Source organism: Thiobaca trueperi (assembly GCF_004342175.1).
GTDB classification, from domain to species: Bacteria; Pseudomonadota; Gammaproteobacteria; order Chromatiales; family Chromatiaceae; genus Thiobaca; species Thiobaca trueperi.
The window spans coordinates 435,076-453,974 of the sequence record NZ_SMAO01000001.1 but is presented as its reverse complement, the minus strand read 5'-3'; the positions used below and the strand labels follow the sequence as shown (position 1 = coordinate 453,974).

Here is an 18,899-nt window from a genome sequence, read left to right as displayed (position 1 = left end):
TCAGATTAAACCGCGCCCAGAGCGGTATGCGATGTTTTTGGATTGGATCGACCTTGGCCGCATCGATGATGCGTCGGAGCGCGCGGTTTAAACTATTAAAAAATATAAATTTTAAACCGCGTCTCCACTGAGATCGAAAAAATCTTTAAGACTAAACACAAAATGAAAATTACGCATTTCGCTCTGGACGCGGTTTAATTCACTGAAGCGGAGGTATGGTTTTTCGTATTCTGGTACTGACTTCACGGCATTTCTGCGCAAAAAGTGTCAGTGTATAGTGAGGGCGTTACAAAACGGAACCAGCCAGGAACAGTGGACGATCCAGACACCATCGCGCACTCTGTTCGCACCGCGCTCAGGAGCCGGGTCGGTGATCTTCCCCCGGCCCCGGCGGCGGCGGTCAAGCTGTTGCGGCTGACCAGCGACGACAACACGGGGGTCGCCGATATCTCGCGCGTGATCGAGACCGAACCCGCCCTGGCAGCCAAGGTTCTGCGTATCGTCAATTCCCCCTTCTACGGTTTTCCCCGGGGCATCCGCTCCATCCCACGCGCCGTGACGCTGCTCGGTTTGTCCGCCGTGCGTCAGGCGGCGCTGAACGTGCTGTTCTACGACGACCTGGTCCGGGGTAGCGACAAAGGGACGTTCAACCGCGTCTATTTTTGGCAGCACAGCCTGCTGGTGGCCATCCTCAGCCGCAGCATCGCCCAGCGGTTGGGCCACCCCGATGCGGATTCGCTCTATGCCGCAGGGTTGCTGCACGACCTGGGAAAAGTGATCCTGGAGTCACACGGGCGGGTTCGCTACAGCGATTTCCTCGCCGCCTCGATCCATAGCGGCAACCCGTCCAGAGAAGATGAACGGATTTTTTTCGGCGTCTCCCACGACACGGTCGGCGCGGTCATCTGCGCAAGTTGGGAACTGCCGGAACTGGTGTGCCGGGTGCAATCTCTGCACCATCGCTCCTTCTCCGATGCCGGACTCACGCCCCAGCAGGCCCAGGAGGTGGCCATTGTTGCACTGGCCGACTTCATTGCCTGGACCCAGGGGATCGGCTCGGTGAAAACACTCAGCAGTCCCTGTCTGTCGCCGGAGGTGCTGGCACTGCTGACACCGGAGCAGCTCGATCTTGCCGACCTGCTCGCACGTGCCGACACCGAGATCACCGAGATCGGTGCCTTTTATGGCTTGCAGTTTCCGTCGTCCATGCAGCTTCGGGCGAATATGGTGATCACGGCGATCAGCCTGAGTCAAAGTGACGGGGTGGCGCAGCCGGTGGCGACCGGACCTCGTACCAGTTACACCGCGCCCCATCACAGCCTGGATCCGGACGAATTCATTCCCCGGACACTGGAGGCGCTTCGGCAGGAATTCGGGATCGGGCGCCTGCTCATGATGCAGATCGAGTCCAGGCGCCGTTGCCTGGTCGCGACCCATCTCCTGCCGAAGCCGGTCAACCCGGCTCCCGACGCGCCTCTGGAGCTGACGATCTCCGCGCTGTCCGGCGATCTGGTCCGCTGTCTGCGTGAGCACCGGCCAGTCGTCATCCGGGAGACTGAGTCGAATCAGCACGCGACGATCCTGGCCCGACTGGGCGTGACCGAAGCCGCCGCCGTGCCCGTCATGAATCGCGGACGGCTGATGGGCCTGCTCTGGTTGAGCAGCGAGGACGCCAGCGTCCCCCTGAATATCGGTCCATTGCCGGAGGTGTTGCTGGTAGCCGGCGAACTCGGGATTGCACTGGAGCGCAGCCGGGCCTTTGCGCAGGAGCGGGCCAAGGCTGAGATCGATGCGCTCACCCGGCTGCACAACCGGGGCGCGGTGGACCGTGTCCTGAATCAGACGTTCCGGCAAGCAGCCGACTCGGGCCGGCGTTTCGCCGTGGGGCTGTTGGATATTGATCGCTTCAAGCGTTTCAACGACACCTTCGGTCATCAGGCCGGCGACGACGTGCTGCGCATCGTCGCCGACACCCTGCGCAGTCTGATCCGTCCCGGCGATTTTCTGGGCCGTTACGGCGGCGAGGAGTTTCTGTTTGTGCTGGTGGATACCGGTGAGCAGGGTGCGCTGAGCTATGCGGAGCGGGTCCGCCAGGAGATCGAACGCCGGGGACGCCTCCTCAGTGATCGGTTCCCCGGTCACGCGCTCACCGCCAGCATCGGCGTTGCCCTGTCTGAGCGACACCATCTGGATCCAGGAGAGATCGTCGCGGCGGCTGACGCGGCACTGTATCGAGCGAAAGAAACCGGGCGCAATCGGGTGGCTGCGGCTTGGGCGTGACCATCGGTCATGGCTGCGATCTGATCAGTGAAGAATCCCGGCCAAGGCTCAGACAGGCGCACGCGCGCCTGACTCACTCCTTCAGCATCGCCATCAGCACCGCAGCCATCCGCTTGGCTTCGTTGGGACTGAGTGGGGTGGTCAGGCGTGGCGCGCGTGGCACAGCAGCGGGCTTCTTCGCACTGGCCGGTGGACACGGTGTGGCGGGGCGCACGGGTGATGGGGGTTTGGGCATGGCAGGCTCCTGGAGCGGTCTCACGCAGACTCTACACCACATCCCGCGCCCTGACGATTCTGCTCCGTCAGCGCGGCGTCAGCCCAATCAGGTTACGCACCGGTTTCCAGGGTCGCATCACCACCGGCTCAACGTCAGGGCCACGGTCGAAGAAAAAGCCGCTCGATGAACCGCCATCGAGATTGATCGCCCGCTCGACCGGCCACGGCGTCAGCGCACCGGGGGTACTCAAGGCCGCCGCGAGGTCGGCGAGGGTGAGCCGGGTGCGGGTCGCGCCCAGGATCCAGTGACCGTGCCAGTCCGTCGCCACAAAGGTGCGTTGGCTGGGGTCGCCGGTGGACAGCCCCCGTACCGCGCGCCCGTGCTCCACCAGATAGGGACCGCTTTGCACCAGGGCGTCGATCCCCGGCTGATCCTGAAAGTGCGCCCGGCGCTGGAGATGGATCCCGCGCGCATCGCTATAGAGCACGCCACTGAGCAACCGGGTGGTCTCGAAGCGGTTGATCCGCCGGCCCTGCGCGATCACCAGCCCGAGCGGTTGGCCGTCCGGATGGAAGAAGCCGCCATTGACCCCGGCAACGCTGCCGGCCTGCTGGAAGGACTCAGGCAGGGTCGGGCGGGGCGTCTCGGCGTCTGCGCCCGGATCGATGACGGTCAGGCGATAGACCGACGACCGGAACAGCGCCAGATGCGCGCTGAGGATCAGGCCGTCGTCTGAGCGCTTCAACGTGCGCTCAACATAGACCAGGGCCAGTTGGGGATCCGGCCAGGCGGGATCGCCGACCGGCATCCAGGCCGTGGCGAGGGCGGGCAGCGCCGCCAGCCACAGCGCGAGCCACCAGCGGCGAGCCATCCGGGCCAGTGAATCAGTCAAGACGCGGGTAAATCCAGCCGGTGATCAACCCGCCCTCGGGGTTGTCGGTCTGATCCGGGTCGAGGTCGAGCAGGGTATAGCGTTCACCGACCCGCAGGATCCGGATTCGCCGGGCGTAACGCTCGGGCGCCTGCCAGGGGCGGTTGTCGTAGTTCTGCTCGGCCAGGGCGACCCAGCCCTGTTCCGGATCGGCCTCGATCACGACCGCGACATGCCCGGCGCGCCACTCGGAGTTGGAACGGGACTCGACGCCCTCCGCACGGCCCAGCGCGGTGCCGAACGGGGTCACGCAGGGACCGTCGCAGGCGCGTTTAGCGGCGCGGAAATGCCCGGGATTCAGGGGCGGGGCGAACCGCTCGGCGCCATCGGTGTGGGGCAGGTATGCGACAGACGGGATCGCGACCTCGGCCCGGTTCAGGCTCCAGGCCAGAACGCCCATCAGAACGCTGGTGAAGAGCAGCAGGCGGGTCGCCCGGGATCGCCACCTCCCTGATCGGCGCAGCGGCAGCGCGGAAGGCGCAGGCGGTTTCACAGCGGCTCCAGTCAGGATTGAACGGTTGAACAGGGTCAGTCTGCCAGCGGCACCAGGATCTCATTGCGTCGGAACATCGGCAGCGAGAACGGGGAGTTGTAGCGGGCATAGATCGGCGCCCCGCGCGGCTGGAGTCCATCGCGGCGTAAGGCATCCAGCAGCTGCCGTTCTTCCTCACGGTAGTGCGCCTCGCTCCAGCTCCCGGAATACTGACGCGCCGCCACCCGTCGTGCTGGCTCCTCGCGCAAGACGATGCGCGGGTTGTTGGGCACCGGCAGGGTTTCCAGGGTGAAACGGGCTGGCATTGCAAAGCTCACGACATAGGCGTTCGTCTGTCCCGGCTCAGGCCGCTGGCTGACCGGGGCGGTCATCGGGATCCGCGTGCCCTCGGCGGATGCCGCGTCTGCGGGTCGCTGGGAGACGGGTGCCGTCATGGCAATCTTCGCCTCGCCCTGGTTATCACCAAAGATATAGCCCGCCAGAATCCGAAACGCCTCGTTGCCGACCTGATCGAAGGCTCCGCTGACCGTCACTTCGGCGACCCGGTAGGGGGCATAGCGCCGCAGCTCGTAATCGGCGGTGGTCTGGATGGTCTCGTAGACCGGTTCTTCGGTGGCCATCGTTTGCGTTCCCGATCCGCTCAAGATGAGTCCAGCCAGGATGGGGACGATGGATTGCTTCAACCAGCTTCTCATGTGTGATCCTGTCTCGGCGCGGTCGTGTCTGGGAGCCTGAGCGGCGGATGGAAGGTGTCGTGGGATCTGACAAGGTTCAACGTCCCGCCTCAAGGCGAAAGCCGAGGAATTCCAGCAGGAGCCCGGAGAGCGCGCCGCCCACAAACCCGCCCAGGAGTCCGGACGGGATGCTGCTCAGAATCTCCTCAAGCGCAGCGGTCATCCGGTCATCCAGCAGGGCGGTCGTGGTGCCGCCGATGAACCAGATGCTGGCACCGACGACTGCCGCGATGACGCCAGCGACCACGGGCGCAGACAGCATCGCGGGCAGCCAGTGCGCCACGCGATCAACCAGCCAGCCATCCGAGAGCTGGAACAGGGTGCCGACGCAGGCCACGGCAACGGCAGCCAGAACGAACATGTTCACCTGCCAGCCGGTCAGCGCGAAGGCCAGCACCAGCAAACCGCCCGCCAGCAGACCGGCGATAAGTCCGTTGAGAATCTCGGCCAGCGGGCGGCTGCCGCGCGTGACCATCCAGGCATAGAGGCTGCCTGCCGCAACGCCGGCCACACCGGCCACACCAGCGATGGTGATCAACTCCGCCTTGAGTCCGAAGGCAATCAAATAACTGATGGAGGCCAGGACGCCGGCCATGGTGCCGACCAGCGCGACCGGCATGGCGCTGTAAAAGGCCGAGGTCGTCATGGCGGCGATCATCGTGGCGACCAGCAGGGTCTGCCAGCCCGGCAGCCCGAGCGACCATGACACCTGATAGAGACCAACGAAAAGCGCGCCGAACAGGGCTCCGGAGAGCCCCCAGACGAGCAGGGTCGTGGTGATGGCTGCATAGTGATCTTTCGTGGGCATAACTGATGTGTCGATTCGTTCAGGCGCTGCGGACAGTCAAATAACGTAATTGGCTCCATCCCAGGATCGCAGAAGAAGCCACCTGGCGGTCTTCGTGGTTCAGCTCTGCGTGCTGCACGCCTGTCCGGTCATCTCCTCTCCAGCCGGCGCCAGCAGACGGATATAGCTGTCTGTGACCGTCTCGGGCGCGGGATGGCTGCCGGGATCCTCGCCTGGATAAAGGCTGGCCCGCAGCGCGGTGCGCAGGATGCCTGGATCCAGGCTGTTGATGCGCAGACGCCCGCTCTCACGGGTCTCGTCGGCGAGCACCTGCATCAGCCCCTCAATGCCGAATTTGGCCGCCGCATAGGCACCCCAGTACGCCTTGCCGGCGCGTCCGACCCGGTCTGAGGTGAAGACGATGGAGGCTGATTCAGCCGCCCGCAGCAATGGCAGACAGGTTTGCGTCAGCAGGAAGGGGGCGGTCAGGTTGATGCGGATGACGCGCTCCCACTCGCTGGCGTCATAGTCATCGATGCGGCTGAGATAGGGCGCGAAAGCGGCGCAGTGGACCAGTCCGTTGAGACGCCCGAAGGTGTCGCCAACAAGATTGGCGGCATTGATGAAATCGGCCTCGGTGGCGTGCTCCAGATCCAGCGGCAGGATCGCGGGTTCGGGATGGCCGCTGGCGACGATGGCATCATAAACCGGCTCCAGATCGGTTTCGCTGAAGGCGGACAGAATGACGGTTGCCCCCTCAGCGGCGCAGGCGAGTGCAACCGCGCGGCCAATGCCTTCGGTGGCGCCGGTGACGAGGATGACACGCGCCTGGAGTCGGGCGCCTTGGAGTGGTGGTTGATCCATGGATCGAAGCTCTTGAAGGATATGGCTTTAGACAGGATTAACAGAATTAAAAACAATGATTTGAAAAATCCTTTTCATCCTGTTGATCCTGTCTGTTCGATGCCTTTGCAGGTCTGTGTTTTTCAGGAAAGCGCCGGGCGCAGCACCCTGGAAATCACGAGGCTATTCGTTGTCGTTGTCGTAGTTGAAGATTCACAGGCCGACGACAATGACAGCGCCACGACAATGATCGGAGACGGTGTCTCGGAACATCTGCGCATGCTGCACTAGTCATCCGTCTCGCGCACGCAGGTCGCCAGATAATTCACATCCAGGTTGCGCGGGTCGAGATGATAGGTGCGGGTCAGTGGGTTGTAGGTCATGCCGGTCATGTCGATGGTGCGCAGCCGGGTGGGGCGGATCCAGGCGTCCAGCTCGGCGGGTCGGATGAAGCGTGAATAATCGTGGGTGCCGCGCGGCAGCATGCCCAGGACGTATTCGGCACCGACGACCGCCAGCAGGAAGGATTTGGGATTGCGGTTCAGGGTCGAAAAGAACACATGACCGCCCGGCCGCACCAGACGCGCGCAGGCGTCGATGACCGAGGCCGGACTGGGGACGTGCTCCAGCATCTCCATGCAGGTCACGACATCGAAGCTCCCCGGCTGCTCGGCGGCGAGGGTTTCGACCGGTACCCGGCGGTATTCGACCTCGACGCCGCTTTCCAGGGTATGCAGGTCGGCCACCCGCAGCGGCATGGCACCCATGTCGATGCCCATCACGCGCCCGCCGCGCAGAGCCATGCTCTCGGAGAGAATGCCGCCGCCGCAGCCGACATCCAGGATGCGTTTGCCGGCCAGTCCGCCCGCACCACGATCAATATAATCCAGACGCAGTGGATTGATGTCGTGCAGTGCCTTGAATTCGCTGTGCGGATCCCACCAGCGGGAGGCCAGTTCCTCGAATTTGCTGATTTCGGCTTGGTCGACGTTATGGTAAGTCTCAGTCATGTCTGTGGGTCCGGTCATGTGGGATGCGCAGAGGCGCGAGCGGGCATTCTACAGCGAAGCGAATGCACTGGATCCATTGCGCTGGAGGTTGACCCGATGTTGGGCGCATGATGATCGCGGCGTTCAGCATTAAATCAAATCCTTAAAGTGGCGACTTGCCGCTGCAAAATTGCTAAGATTGCCCGCTTTTCATTGGCCGGGGGCAGGAAAGATGTTCGAGAAGTCCATGCAGATCAGCGATTATGACCCGGAACTCTGGGCCGCCATTCAGGACGAGGAGCGTCGGCAGGAGGAACATGTCGAACTCATCGCCTCCGAGAACTACGCCAGCCCGCGCGTGATGCAGGCGCAGGGCGGGGTGCTCACCAACAAATATGCCGAGGGCTATCCGGGCAAGCGTTATTACGGCGGCTGCGAGCATGTCGATATCGCCGAGCAACTGGCCATCGACCGCGCCAAAGAACTGTTCGGCGCCGATTATGCCAACGTCCAGCCACATTCCGGTTCGCAGGCCAATGCCGCCGTCTTCATGGCGCTCTGCAATCCGGGCGACACCGTGCTCGGCATGAGTCTGGCCCACGGCGGACACCTGACCCACGGTGCCAAGCCGAACTTCTCCGGCAAAATTTACAACGCTGTTCAATATGGTTTGAATCCTGAGACCGGCGAGATCGATTACGACGAGGTCGAGCGTCTGGCCCGTGAGCATCAGCCGCGCATGATCATCGCCGGTTTCTCGGCTTACTCGCGTGTGATCGACTGGCAGCGGTTCCGCGACATCGCCGACAGTGTGGGCGCTTATCTGCTGGTCGATATGGCGCATGTCGCCGGTCTGGTTGCCGCCGGGGTCTATCCGAGTCCGGTGCAGATTGCCGATGTCACCACGACCACCACGCATAAGACCCTGCGCGGCCCGCGTGGCGGTCTGATCCTCGCCAAATCCAATCCCGAGATCGAGAAGAAGCTCAACTCAGTGGTCTTCCCCGGCATCCAGGGCGGCCCCCTGATGCATGTGATCGCCGCCAAGGCGGTTGCCTTCAAGGAGGCCATGGAACCCGGCTTCAAGACCTATCAGGAGCAGGTGGTGCGCAATGCGCGGATCATGGCCGGGGTCTTCATCGAGCGCGGTTACGACGTGGTTTCAGGCGGGACGGACGATCATCTGTTCCTGGTGAGTTTCATTCGTCAGGGGCTGACCGGTAAGGATGTGGACGCCTGGCTGGGTGCAGCCAACATCACGGTCAACAAGAACGCCGTCCCCAATGATCCGCAGTCGCCCTTCGTCACCAGCGGCATCCGGGTCGGCACGCCGGCCATCACCACGCGCGGATTCGGGGTCGATGAAGCCCGTGATCTGGCGGGCTGGATGTGCGATCTCATTGATGCGCGAGGCGATCAGGCCATGATCGATACCGTCAGGTCCAGGGTGCTGGATGTCTGTCGGCGCTTCCCGGTCTACGGGCGTTAAGGAATTGAATAGACAGGATTAACAGGATTTTCCAGAATTGACGGAATATTTGATGCCTTGCTTTCAATCCTGTTCATCCTGTCTTGATTTGCTCGCTCGGATTGAATGAGGAACAGGCGATGCTGACAGCGTACATTCGTGCCGCGATGCGGCGTGCGGCCTATGATCTCTTGCCCGACAACGAGGGATTCTATGGCGAAATTCCCGCTATGCAGGGCGTCTATGCCAATGCGGACACGCTGGAAGCCTGCCGCGATGAATTACAGAGCGTGCTGGAAGGCTGGATCATGCTGGGGCTTGCGATGGGTCATCCCTTTCCGGAGATCGATGGTCAGACCCTGATCGTGCAGCGAGATGCCGCCTGATGCCACCCTTTGATCCGACCAAGCGACGTGACTTGATTCGCCTGTTACAGCAGGCCGGGTATCGTGGCCCCTATCCGGGTGGCAGACACGAATATCTGGTGAGGGGCACGCTGAAAGTCCATATTCCCAACCCGCATGGCGGTGATATTGGACGCCACCTGCTTGCTCGCATCCTCAGTCAGGCGGGCATTAGCCGTGAAGAGTGGGAGCAATTTTGAAAGCACGCAGCGAAGGCATGAGTCTGTTTTCCATCGGCATCCGGTTTGCCATCAAGGTTTGCGGTTGAACCCATGCGCTGTCCATTCTGCGGAGCCCAGGACACCAGTGTCGTCGATTCACGTCTGTCCGGTGAAGGCGATCAGGTGCGGCGGCGGCGCAAGTGTCTGACCTGTCAGGAACGCTTCACCACTTACGAATCGGCTGAACTCAATCTGCCACGGGTCATCAAGCGCGATGGCAGCCGTGTCCCCTTCGATAGCCGCAAGCTGCGCTCGGGGATGGCGCGGGCGCTGGAGAAGCGCCCGGTGAGCACCGAGCAGATCGATACCGCCATGTCACACATCCAGCGGCGTCTCATGTCGAGCGGCGAGAGCGAGGTGCCGGCGCTGCGGATCGGCGAGCTGGTGATGGACGAGCTGCGTCAGCTCGATCAGGTCGCCTATGTGCGTTTCGCGTCGGTCTATCGTCAATTCGAGGACGTGGCGGCATTCCGCGAGGAAATCGACCGGCTCGAACGCCAGCCCACGCCCGAGGTCGCGCGCCAGCAACTGGATCTGCTCGGCGACCTGAAGCCGGAATCCTGAATGAGCGGCGTGCCGGCTGAAGCGGCGCACGGCGCCGATCAGGCATACATGGCGTGCGCCCTGCGTCTGGCCGAGCTTGGACGTTACACGACCGACCCCAATCCGCGCGTGGGCTCTGTGCTGGTGCGCAATGGCAATATCGTCGGCGAGGGCTGGCATCGCCGGGCCGGCGAGCCGCACGCCGAACGCAACGCCCTGGCTCAGGCGGGCGAGCTGGCGCGCGGTGCGACGGCCTATGTGACCCTGGAGCCCTGCTGCCATCAGGGCCGGACCCCGCCCTGCACCGATGCGCTCATTGCCGCTGGCGTGGCGCGGGTGATCTGCGCCATGATCGATCCGAACCCATTGGTGGCAGGCAAAGGCATCGCCCGTCTGCGTCAGGCTGGAATTGAGGTTGAAACGGGCGTGCTGGAGTCTGAGGCGCATGCCCTCAACCCCGGTTTTATTCAGCGCATGGAGCGGGGACGACCCTTTGTCCGCTGCAAGCTGGCGGCGAGCCTGGATGGCCGCACCGCGATGCCGGATGGCGAAAGCAAATGGATCAGCTCGGAGGCATCGCGGCGCGATGTGCAACGCCTGCGCGCGGGCAGTTCGGCCATCCTGACCGGCATCGGCACCGTGCTGGTGGATGATCCGGGTCTGAACGTGCGTCTGGCGGCGAGCGATCTGCCAGGCATGGAGCCGTCCGATCCGATCCGGCAGCCGCTACGGGTCGTGGTCGATAGCCAGTGGCGGATGCCGCTGAAGGCGCGAATGCTGGCTCTGCCGGGCGCAACGCTGGTCGTGGGGGTTGCGGATGCCCCGGAGCGGATGGCGGCGCTGAAGGCCGCAGGCGCCGAGGTGCTGCGTGCCCCCGCACGGGACGGACGGGTCGATCTCACTGCACTCATGGTGATTCTGGCGCAGCGGGGAATCAATGAGATCCTGCTGGAAACCGGCGCGACCCTGGCCGGCGCCGCGCTGGCAGCCGGGCTGGTCGATGAGATCGTTCTCTATCTGGCGCCGCATCTGATGGGCGATGCCGCCAGAGGACTCTTCCATCTGCCGGCGATGGCGACCATGACGGATCGCATCGCGCTGGAACTGCTGGATGTCAGATGTGTCGGCCCGGATCTACGCATCCGGGCACGACCTGCTTAAGGTCATTGACGAGTTATTTATGTTCACAGGCATCATCCAATCCGTCGGTCAGATCCAGCGCCTGGAGCCGCGCGGCGGCGACGTGCGGCTCCTGATCGGAACCGGCAAGCTACCGCTCGATGGCGTGATGCCCGGCGACAGCATCGCCGTCAACGGCGTCTGTCTGACGGCGGTCGAGCTGACCGGGCAGGGTTTCGCCGCCGATGTCTCGCGCGAGACGCTTGATCTGACCACCCTGGGCGCGCTCGCCCCTGGCAGTCGGGTCAATCTGGAAAAGGCGCTGACACTGGCGACCCCGCTTGGCGGACATCTGGTCAGCGGTCATGTCGATGGGGTCGGAACCCTGCTGGAGCGTCATGAAGACGCGCGCTCCTGGCGGCTGCGGATCCAGGCGCCGGACGAGTTGGCGCGTTATATCGCCCACAAGGGATCCATCTGTGTCGATGGGGTCAGTCTGACCGTCAATCGGGTGGATGGCGCGGCGTTCGAGCTGAATATTGTGCCCCATACCATCCAGGAGACCATCATCGGCGACTACCGGTCAGGTGCGCGCCTCAATCTGGAGGTCGATCTGATCGCGCGCTATCTGGAGCGTCTGCTGCTTGGCGAGCAGGCCGCCAATCCCCGGACGCCCGGCATGACCCTTGAATTTCTGGCCGAGCATGGATTCGCCAAATAAGACGATTGTCCGGAATTTTTCATGCCAGCCCTGATTTTTGACAGGATTGACAGGCTTTTTAAACCATTGCTTTAAAACCTGTTAATTCTGTTTGTCCTGTCTAAAACACTCTGAGCGTCTTGCATTATGAGCAGTACCGGCCTGAACAGCACCGAGGAGATCATCGAAGACCTGCGCGCAGGCAAAATGGTCATCATCATGGATGACGAGGATCGCGAGAACGAGGGCGATCTGCTGCTCGCCGCCGACTGCGTGACCCCCGAAGCCGTGAACTTCATGGCGAAATACGGTCGCGGACTCATCTGTCTGACCCTGACCAAGGAACGCTGCGAGCGTCTGCGTCTGCCGCTCATGGTCAGCGACAATCAGGCGGCCCATTCGACCGCCTTCACCGTTTCCATTGAGGCCGCGCAGGGTGTTACCACCGGTATTTCCGCTGCCGATCGCGCGACCACCATCCGCGCCGCCGTCGCGCCCGAAGCGGGCCCCAAGGATCTGGTCCAGCCCGGCCACATCTTTCCCATCATGGCCCAACCCGGCGGCGTGCTGGTGCGTGCCGGGCATACCGAGGCCGGTTGCGATCTCACACGTCTGGCCGGTTTCACCCCGGCGGCGGCAATCGTCGAGATCATGAACGAAGACGGCTCCATGGCGCGGCGTCCGGACCTGGAGGTCTTTGCCCGCACCCACGGCATCAAAATCGGTACCATCGCCGATCTGATCCACTACCGGGTCAGAACCGAGAAGGCCGTGCGGCGCGAGTGCGAATGCGATCTGCCAACAGCCGAAGGGCGGTTTCGCGTGGTCGCCTACCGCGACACCATCGACAATGAGATTCATCTGGCCCTGACCTTGGGCGACATCAGTCCGGAGCGCCCGACACTGGTGCGCGTGCATCTGCAAAACACGCTCTGCGATCTGTTTGGCACCACTCACAACGCCTGCGGCTGGCCGCTGCGGGATGCGATGCATCAGGTCGCGGCGGCTGGCGAGGGTGTCATCGTGGTGCTGCGCAATCGCGACAGTTCAGCCGACATTCTCGCCCGGCTCAGGGATTTTCAGTTGCACGACAGCGATGATCCGGTGCCGGTGCGGCGTCAGGACCGCAGCGAGCTGCGGACCTACGGTATCGGCGCGCAGATTCTGTCCGACCTCGGGGTGCGCAGGATGCGGGTCATGAGCGCGCCCAAGTCGATGCACGCCATTTCGGGATTCGATCTGGAAGTGGTGGAGTACACGGGAGGCCGTTCAGCCTGACAGGTCGGTTCAGGCCTCAGGTTTCTTTTTCGCGCGGGGATGCGCCTGATCGTAAACCTGTGCCAGATGTTGAAAATCCAGATGGGTGTAGATCTGCGTGGTGCCGATGTCGGCGTGTCCAAGCAGTTCCTGCACCGCCCGCAGATCGCCGGACGATTCCAGTAGATGGGTGGCGAAGCTGTGGCGGAGCAGATGCGGATGGATGCCGCGTGCCGCCCCCTGCTGTTGCGCCCAGTGGTCGAGACGAACCTGCACGGTGCGCCGGTGGATGCGGTTGCCGCGACTGCTGACGAAGAGCGCCGGCTCGTCGGCGTTCGCCAGATTGGCGCGCACGCGCAGCCAGTGCTGGACGGCCTCGCGGGCCTTGGTGCCGACCGGCACCCGGCGGGTCTTGGCGCCCTTGCCGATGACCGAGAGTTCCCCTTCGGCCATGTCGATCTCGCCCAGGTTGACTGCGACCAGTTCGGCCAGACGCAGCCCGGATGAGTAAAACAATTCGATCATCGCCGTGTCGCGGATGGTCAGCAGATCGTCGTCGGCATGATCGAGCAGGCTGCAAAGCTGATCGGCATCCAGGGTGGACGGCAGTTTGCGCGCGGTCTTGGGCGCGCGTACCCCGACGGCTGGATTCACGTTCGCCCGCTCTTCGCGCAGCAGCCAGCGATAGAGACTGCGCAGGCTGGAGAGTTCGCGTTGCAGGGTCTTGCCGGCGGCGCCGTTGCGACGGCGCCAGGCGACATACTGGCGCAGGGTCTGGGCGTCGATCTGATCGAGCGTGGCACTTCCATTGTCAGCCAGCCAGACACTGACACGTTCCAGATCGCGACGGTAACTGGTGAGCGTGTGCTCGGCGAGCCGTCGTTCATGCGCCAGATGCGCGAGAAAGGCATCGATCAGACCGGGTGACGCTGAGGTGTCCATGCGTGGCCCCCGGCAGGGGTCAGAAATGCTGGCTGGGATCCAGTGGAACCGCGCGCAGCTTGTGACTCACGACCTCGCCGAGCCGATCCAGCAGCTCGGTGCCCATGTCGGGATGGAAGCGTTCCGGGTCGGCGCTGCCGATGGCGAGCACGCCGGATTGACCATCGGCGCGGATCGGAATGAGCGCGGCGGTTTTGACCGAGACGCCCAGACTGCCGAACAGCATGAAGCCTTTTTCTTCATCCAGCGGGCCGCAGAGCGCGTGTTCGCGATCCACGAAATCGCGGAACGCGGCGGTCAGCGGATCCGCCGGCTCATCGTCCGTTTCCGGCACTTGGAAGAGTTTGAGGGTAACGCCCTCGGCATGGAACTCATGCCGCAGCCCGTCCTTGATGAGATGGCACAGATGAGCCGGATCCTTGACCAGGATGAGTTGCAGCACCAGCCCATGCAGCCGGGTGGACAGCGCCTCGTATTCACGCGCGCGGGCGATGAGATGGGCGAGACGGTGGCGCTCGGACTCAAGCTGCTTGCGCAGGATGCGCACCTGCTGTTCGATCAGCGAGACCGCGTCGCCGCTGAGATGCGGCACCTGCATGGCGATCAGAACGTCCGGGTGGCGCAGAAAGAACTGAGGATGCTGTCGCAGATAGTCGGCGACCAGGGTGTCGCGTTCGGGATCCTCGGGGATGGATTGTTCGGCCGGCTGGCTGCTCACGACTGCCCTCTCATCATTCGATCTCGCCTTGAAAGACGGTGGTGGCCGGCCCCGTCATCCAGAGGGTCTGGGACGATCCGCGCCATTCGATTGTCAGCTCTCCGCCCGGCAGACTAACCCGTACACGCGAATCGAGCAAGCCGCGCAGGCGACCGCTGACGACCGCTGCACAGGCACCCGTGCCGCAGGCCAGGGTTTCGCCGACGCCGCGCTCATACACCCGCAACCGGATCTGCGTCGAGGTCAGAATCTGCATGAAGCCCGCGTTGACGCGCTGCGGAAAGCGCGGATGCTGTTCGATCAGGGGTCCAAGCCGCGCGACCGGGGCCGATTCCACATCCTCGACCAACAGGACCGCGTGCGGATTGCCCATCGAGACCGCGCCGATGGTCAGGGTCTCGCCCGCGACCTCCAGCGCGTAGGTCACTGACTCGCTCTCGGCGAGAAAGGGGATCTGCGCGGGCGTCAATCGGGGCACACCCATATCGACCCGCACCTGTCCGTCCGCTTCCAGATAGAGTCGGATCGGGCCAGCGGCGGTGCCGACCGGGATCTCATCCTGGTCGCTCAACCCCTGATCGCGGACGAAGCGGGCGAAGCAGCGTGCGCCGTTGCCGCACTGTTCGACCTCGGAGCCGTCGGCGTTGAAGATGCGGTAATGGAAATCGGTGTTGGGCAGACGGGGCGGCTCGACCAGCAGAATCTGATCGCAACCGATGCCGAAACGCCGGTCGGCCAGCCGACGGATGGTTGCGGCATCGAGATCGACCGGCTGACGCACGCCATCGAAGACGATGAAGTCGTTGCCGAGACCCTGCATTTTGGTGAAGCGCAGGCTCATGTCGGCAGGCGTCCCGAGACCGCCAGATGTCGGTTGCTGACGACCCCGACCTCCAGTCCGCCCCCCAGTCCACTTAGTCCCGCTTCGGCAAGCTGAGCCACCACTTCCTGTGGCTCGAAGGCGGCGAACAGCGAGTTGCGGAAGTCGGTGCGCAAGACCTCCGGCGCGTCCTCGGCATAGGTCGTGACCAGCGCCTCGGCCCAGCCGGGGGAGGCTGGGCGCATCAGATCCATGACCAGCACCAGCGCGCCGGGTCTGCCGACCTGCCGGATGGTGTGCCAGAGCACCTGGGGATCGGGCAGATGATGCAAAAGACTGTTGGACAGAATGAGGTCATAACCGCCCGCAGGTAATTGCGTCGAGGGGATGCGGTCATGGATCAGCCGGCAGCGCGGCGCGAGACCGGGCAGGGCGTCCAGCGCCGTCCGAGCCAGATCGAGCATCGCCTGCGAGCCGTCGAGCGCATCGCAGGTCGCTTTGGGGTAGGCGCGCAGAAAACGCATGCTGATGTCCGCCGGACCGCAGCCCAGATCAAGCGCCCGCGCGCCGTCGAGCGCGCCGGGCTTGAGCCGGCTCAAGAGTTCCAGAAAGAGCGTGTTGGACTCGGAGAAATCCGCCTCGGCATAGGCGCGCGCCTGTTCGGCGTCATCCATGAGTTCGGGTTCGGGCCGGCGTTTCATGGCAACAGCGATTCTCCCTCGAAGAGACTGGCGACGGTCTCGCGCTCGCGCACCCGATACGCCTGATCGCCATCGACCATGACCTCGGCCACGCGCGGGCGGCTGTTGTAATTGGAACTCATGGTGAAACCATAGGCGCCGCTGCCGCGCACGGCCAGCAGATCGCCTTCGCTCAGGGCCAGGGTGCGGTCCTTGCCGAGAAAGTCACCGGTTTCGCAGATCGGGCCCACCAGATCGTAGCGGGCGGGCTCGGCGTCGGTTTCGTGCACCACCCGCACGACGTCCTGTTTGGCCTGATAAAGCGCCGGGCGCAGCAGGTCGTTCATGGCCGCGTCGAGGATGGCGAAATGATGGCGGTCATTGTGCTTGAGCGTGTCCACCCGGGTCAGCAGGATGCCGGCATTGCCGGCGATGGCGCGTCCTGGCTCCAGGATGATCTCGTGGGGGCGATTCGCCAGCAGATAACTCATGGCGGCAGCATAGGCGGCGGGCTCCGGCGGGTGTTCATCGCGATAACGGATGCCCAGCCCGCCGCCCAGATCCAGATGGCCGATGGCGATGCCCGCTTGTTCAAGCCGGTCGGCCAGCGCCAGCACCCGTCCCAGCGCGTCGATGAAGGGTGCGAGATCGGTCAGTTGCGAGCCGATGTGACAGTCGATGCCGGTGATGCGCAGATTGGGCAGCGCAGCGGCCTGGACATAGACGGCCTCGGCTGACTGGATGTCGATGCCGAACTTGTTCTCCCTGAGCCCGGTCGAGATGTAAGGGTGGGTCTGGGCGTCCACGTCGGGGTTGACGCGCAGCGAAATCGGGGCAATGACGCCGAGTTCGCCCGCGATGCGGTCCAGCCGGATCAGCTCGGATTCGGACTCGACATTGAAGCAGCGGATGCCGACCTCCAGGGCGCGGCGGATCTCATCCTCGCGCTTGCCGACGCCGGAAAAGATGACCTTGCCCGGATCGCCGCCCGCCGCCAGCACCCGTTCCAGTTCGCCCACTGAGACGATGTCAAACCCCGACCCCAGGCGGGCCAGCACATTGAGCACCGCCAGATTGGAGTTGGCCTTGACCGCAAAGCAGATCAGGTGCGGATGATCGCGAAAGGCGCGGTCGAAGGCGCGCCAGTGGCGTTCCAGCGTCGCTCGCGAATAGACATAGCAGGGCGTGCCGAAGCGTTCGGCGATCTCGGTCAGGGGCACGTCCTCTGCATGGAGGACACCATCGCGTTCGTTGAAATGATCCATGTCGGGTCGCGGCAACACTCGTCTAGGGCGGATTGGGCCGGGTCGCGGAGGTCGCCGGTGCGACCGGCACATCCGCGCCTGGGGTGGTGGTTGGCGTCTCATCGGGCAGATAGAGCGCGCCCTTCTGACCGCAGGCGCCCAGCATGCTGAGTATCCCGAGCGTCACGACGACAGCGATGAAGAGATAACGGGCCCGGCAGAACATGGGGGGTCTCGCGCGGTGAGAGGTTGACCAGGGGAGACAAGTATACATGGCAAGGTTCGGATGATGAGAATGGCTGCGCGACTGCATGTGTCATTGCAACCCGGAAGGGCGCGGGCTATGCTGATTGCTGCATTGCAACACTGGCGATTCCCCGGCCACGAAGCCGAGGCTTCGTGGCCGCTCAGGCTGGAGTCAGGCGGCCTGTTCAGGCGTGGCCGATGAGCTCGTCAATATGGGTGCTGACACAGCGTCCGAGCGCCGAGAGGGTGTAGCCGCCCTCCAGACAGGACACGATGCGCTCCCGGCAGTGTTTGCGTGCGAGCTGATGGAGCTCGCGGGTGATCCAGCCGTAGTCAGCGGTGTGCAGATTGAAATGCGCCATGTCGTCTTCGATGTGGCCGTCGAAGCCGGCGGAGATCATGATCAATTGGGGAGTGAAGGCGTCGAGACGCGGCAGCCAGGCGGCTTCGACAGCGGCCTTGAAGGCGGTGCCGTCGGTGAGTCGCGGCAATGGCAGGTTGATGATGTTGGGCGCGTCGGTATCGGCCCCGGTGCCGGGGTAGAAGGGGTGCTGAAAGCTGGAGCAGAACAGAATCCGCTCGTCGCCCTTGACGATATCCTCGGTGCCGTCGCCGTGATGCACGTCGAAATCGACGATGGCGATCCGCTCCAGTCCATAATGATCGAGTGCGTAAGCGGCGCCGATGGCGACATTGTTGAAGATGCAGAAACCGCTCCCGCTGCGCCGTCCGGCGTGATGACCCGGCGGGCGCACGCAGCAGAAGGCGGTATGGTGCTTGTCGCTCATGACCAGATCGACCGCCAGGATCGCGGCCCCGGCCGAGTGCAGCGCGGCTTCGAGCGAGTGGCTGTTCATGGCGGTGTCGCCATCGACCCAGGCCAGGGTGTCGGGGGCGGTCGGGGCGGCGTCGAAGATGCTCTGGATATAGTCGCGGTCATGCACCCGGGCCAGTTGTTCGACGGTGGCGGCGGGTGCGTCGTAATGGGTGACCAGCATCTCCATGCCGGATGCGATCATGCGATCCTGGATCGCGTTGAGTCGCTCGGGGCACTCGGGGTGGTGCGCGCCCATGCGGTGTTCTTTGCAGGACGAATGAGAAATAAAGGCCAGATTCATGGCAGATCCTCAAGGCTTGATCGTGGCGCATGGCGCAACGGATCCCGGGCAATTTCGATCGATGAGACTGTCCGATAACAATGAACGGTGACCGCCGATTGCGGCACCGTCAAGATTAAACCCTTTTTTGCCCTGGAGTGCAGAT

22 protein-coding genes and 1 pseudogene are annotated in these 18,899 nt (G+C 63.6%); 9 read left to right on the top strand and 14 right to left on the bottom strand.

The annotated features are described in order from the left end of the window. The first annotated feature begins 312 nt into the window (after window positions 1-312). Window positions 313-2,280, top strand: coding sequence for a sensor domain-containing diguanylate cyclase (locus EDC35_RS02065; protein ID WP_132975225.1), 1,968 nt, complete (start codon window positions 313-315; stop codon window positions 2,278-2,280). 73 nt (window positions 2,281-2,353) lie between these two features. Here the strand turns inward: EDC35_RS02065 and EDC35_RS18425 are convergent, their stop codons facing one another. From EDC35_RS18425 to EDC35_RS02040, 6 genes are all read right to left on the bottom strand, one after another. Then, the gene (locus EDC35_RS18425) at window positions 2,354-2,515 is read right to left on the bottom strand and encodes a hypothetical protein (RefSeq protein ID WP_165903322.1); all 162 of its coding nucleotides are present in this window, start codon (window positions 2,513-2,515) and stop codon (window positions 2,354-2,356) included. A 67-nt stretch (window positions 2,516-2,582) separates the two neighbouring features. Beyond that, complete coding sequence (locus tag EDC35_RS02060; protein WP_243651367.1) at window positions 2,583-3,389, bottom strand: phosphodiester glycosidase family protein; 807 nt, start codon at window positions 3,387-3,389, stop codon at window positions 2,583-2,585. Further along, window positions 3,382-3,921 carry a hypothetical protein gene (locus EDC35_RS02055; RefSeq protein WP_243651366.1) on the bottom strand — a complete coding sequence of 180 codons (540 nt, stop codon included), beginning with the start codon at window positions 3,919-3,921 and terminating at the stop codon, window positions 3,382-3,384. Before EDC35_RS02055 ends, EDC35_RS02060 begins: the two co-directional genes overlap by 8 nt. Window positions 3,922-3,956: 35 nt before the next feature. After that, window positions 3,957-4,541, bottom strand: a complete 585-nt coding sequence (locus tag EDC35_RS02050; RefSeq protein WP_132975223.1) for an SOUL family heme-binding protein — start codon at window positions 4,539-4,541, stop codon at window positions 3,957-3,959. A 151-nt stretch (window positions 4,542-4,692) separates the two neighbouring features. Next, window positions 4,693-5,463: a spermidine synthase gene (locus tag EDC35_RS02045; protein WP_132975221.1), complete on the bottom strand. Its 771-nt coding sequence runs from the start codon at window positions 5,461-5,463 to the stop codon at window positions 4,693-4,695. A gap of 99 nt (window positions 5,464-5,562) precedes the next feature. Then, window positions 5,563-6,306: an SDR family NAD(P)-dependent oxidoreductase gene (locus tag EDC35_RS02040; protein WP_132975219.1), complete on the bottom strand. Its 744-nt coding sequence runs from the start codon at window positions 6,304-6,306 to the stop codon at window positions 5,563-5,565. Between the two features lie 12 nt (window positions 6,307-6,318). Between EDC35_RS02040 and EDC35_RS02035 the strand changes: the two genes are divergently transcribed. Further along, window positions 6,319-6,576, top strand: a complete 258-nt coding sequence (locus tag EDC35_RS02035; RefSeq protein WP_132975217.1) for a hypothetical protein — start codon at window positions 6,319-6,321, stop codon at window positions 6,574-6,576. Here EDC35_RS02035 and ubiG read toward each other — a convergent pair. Then, window positions 6,573-7,295 carry a bifunctional 2-polyprenyl-6-hydroxyphenol methylase/3-demethylubiquinol 3-O-methyltransferase UbiG gene (ubiG, locus tag EDC35_RS02030; RefSeq protein ID WP_132975215.1) on the bottom strand — a complete coding sequence of 241 codons (723 nt, stop codon included), beginning with the start codon at window positions 7,293-7,295 and terminating at the stop codon, window positions 6,573-6,575. The genes EDC35_RS02035 and ubiG overlap by 4 nt on opposite strands. 211 nt (window positions 7,296-7,506) lie before the next feature. On the opposite strand from ubiG, the gene glyA reads away from it, so the two are divergent. From glyA to ribBA, 7 genes are all read left to right on the top strand, one after another. Continuing rightward, a complete protein-coding gene (glyA, locus tag EDC35_RS02025; RefSeq protein WP_132975213.1) occupies window positions 7,507-8,763 on the top strand; it encodes a serine hydroxymethyltransferase in 1,257 nt (418 codons plus the stop codon). A 119-nt stretch (window positions 8,764-8,882) separates the two neighbouring features. Continuing rightward, window positions 8,883-9,128, top strand: coding sequence for a type II toxin-antitoxin system HicB family antitoxin (locus tag EDC35_RS02020; protein WP_132975211.1), 246 nt, complete (start codon window positions 8,883-8,885; stop codon window positions 9,126-9,128). Continuing rightward, entirely contained in the window at window positions 9,128-9,346 is a 219-nt protein-coding gene (locus EDC35_RS02015; protein ID WP_132975209.1) for a type II toxin-antitoxin system HicA family toxin, read from the top strand. The genes EDC35_RS02020 and EDC35_RS02015 overlap by 1 nt, the downstream gene beginning before the upstream one ends. A 72-nt stretch (window positions 9,347-9,418) precedes the next feature. Then, window positions 9,419-9,931, top strand: a complete 513-nt coding sequence (nrdR, locus tag EDC35_RS02010; RefSeq protein ID WP_132975207.1) for a transcriptional regulator NrdR — start codon at window positions 9,419-9,421, stop codon at window positions 9,929-9,931. Then, on the top strand, window positions 9,932-11,071 hold the full coding sequence (gene ribD / locus EDC35_RS02005; RefSeq protein WP_243651365.1) for a bifunctional diaminohydroxyphosphoribosylaminopyrimidine deaminase/5-amino-6-(5-phosphoribosylamino)uracil reductase RibD: 1,140 nt from the start codon (window positions 9,932-9,934) through the stop codon (window positions 11,069-11,071). It abuts the gene before it with no gap. Window positions 11,072-11,090: 19 nt separating this feature from the next. Beyond that, window positions 11,091-11,750, top strand: coding sequence for a riboflavin synthase (locus tag EDC35_RS02000; protein WP_132975205.1), 660 nt, complete (start codon window positions 11,091-11,093; stop codon window positions 11,748-11,750). A gap of 126 nt (window positions 11,751-11,876) precedes the next feature. Next, window positions 11,877-13,007 carry a bifunctional 3,4-dihydroxy-2-butanone-4-phosphate synthase/GTP cyclohydrolase II gene (gene ribBA, locus EDC35_RS01995; RefSeq protein ID WP_132975203.1) on the top strand — a complete coding sequence of 377 codons (1,131 nt, stop codon included), beginning with the start codon at window positions 11,877-11,879 and terminating at the stop codon, window positions 13,005-13,007. 9 nt (window positions 13,008-13,016) lie between these two features. Here the strand turns inward: ribBA and xerC are convergent, their stop codons facing one another. From xerC to EDC35_RS01960, 7 genes and pseudogenes are all read right to left on the bottom strand, one after another. Then, entirely contained in the window at window positions 13,017-13,928 is a 912-nt protein-coding gene (gene xerC, locus EDC35_RS01990) for a tyrosine recombinase XerC (RefSeq protein ID WP_132975201.1), read from the bottom strand. 19 nt (window positions 13,929-13,947) lie between these two features. Beyond that, on the bottom strand, window positions 13,948-14,646 hold the full coding sequence (locus EDC35_RS01985; RefSeq protein ID WP_132975199.1) for a DUF484 family protein: 699 nt from the start codon (window positions 14,644-14,646) through the stop codon (window positions 13,948-13,950). Window positions 14,647-14,659: 13 nt separating this feature from the next. Then, window positions 14,660-15,487 (bottom strand): diaminopimelate epimerase, encoded by an 828-nt coding sequence (dapF, locus tag EDC35_RS01980; protein ID WP_132975197.1) that lies wholly within the window; start codon window positions 15,485-15,487, stop codon window positions 14,660-14,662. After that, a complete protein-coding gene (locus EDC35_RS01975; protein ID WP_132975195.1) occupies window positions 15,484-16,167 on the bottom strand; it encodes a class I SAM-dependent methyltransferase in 684 nt (227 codons plus the stop codon). Before EDC35_RS01975 ends, dapF begins: the two co-directional genes overlap by 4 nt. After that, complete coding sequence (lysA, locus tag EDC35_RS01970; protein ID WP_132975193.1) at window positions 16,164-17,411, bottom strand: diaminopimelate decarboxylase; 1,248 nt, start codon at window positions 17,409-17,411, stop codon at window positions 16,164-16,166. The genes EDC35_RS01975 and lysA overlap by 4 nt, the downstream gene beginning before the upstream one ends. Before the next feature lie 88 nt (window positions 17,412-17,499). Continuing rightward, window positions 17,500-17,616, bottom strand: a pseudogene (gene lptM / locus EDC35_RS19030) (LPS translocon maturation chaperone LptM); the annotation flags it as partial. 205 nt (window positions 17,617-17,821) lie between these two features. After that, the gene (locus EDC35_RS01960) at window positions 17,822-18,754 is read right to left on the bottom strand and encodes a histone deacetylase family protein (RefSeq protein ID WP_132975189.1); all 933 of its coding nucleotides are present in this window, start codon (window positions 18,752-18,754) and stop codon (window positions 17,822-17,824) included. Window positions 18,755-18,899 lie beyond the last annotated feature (145 nt).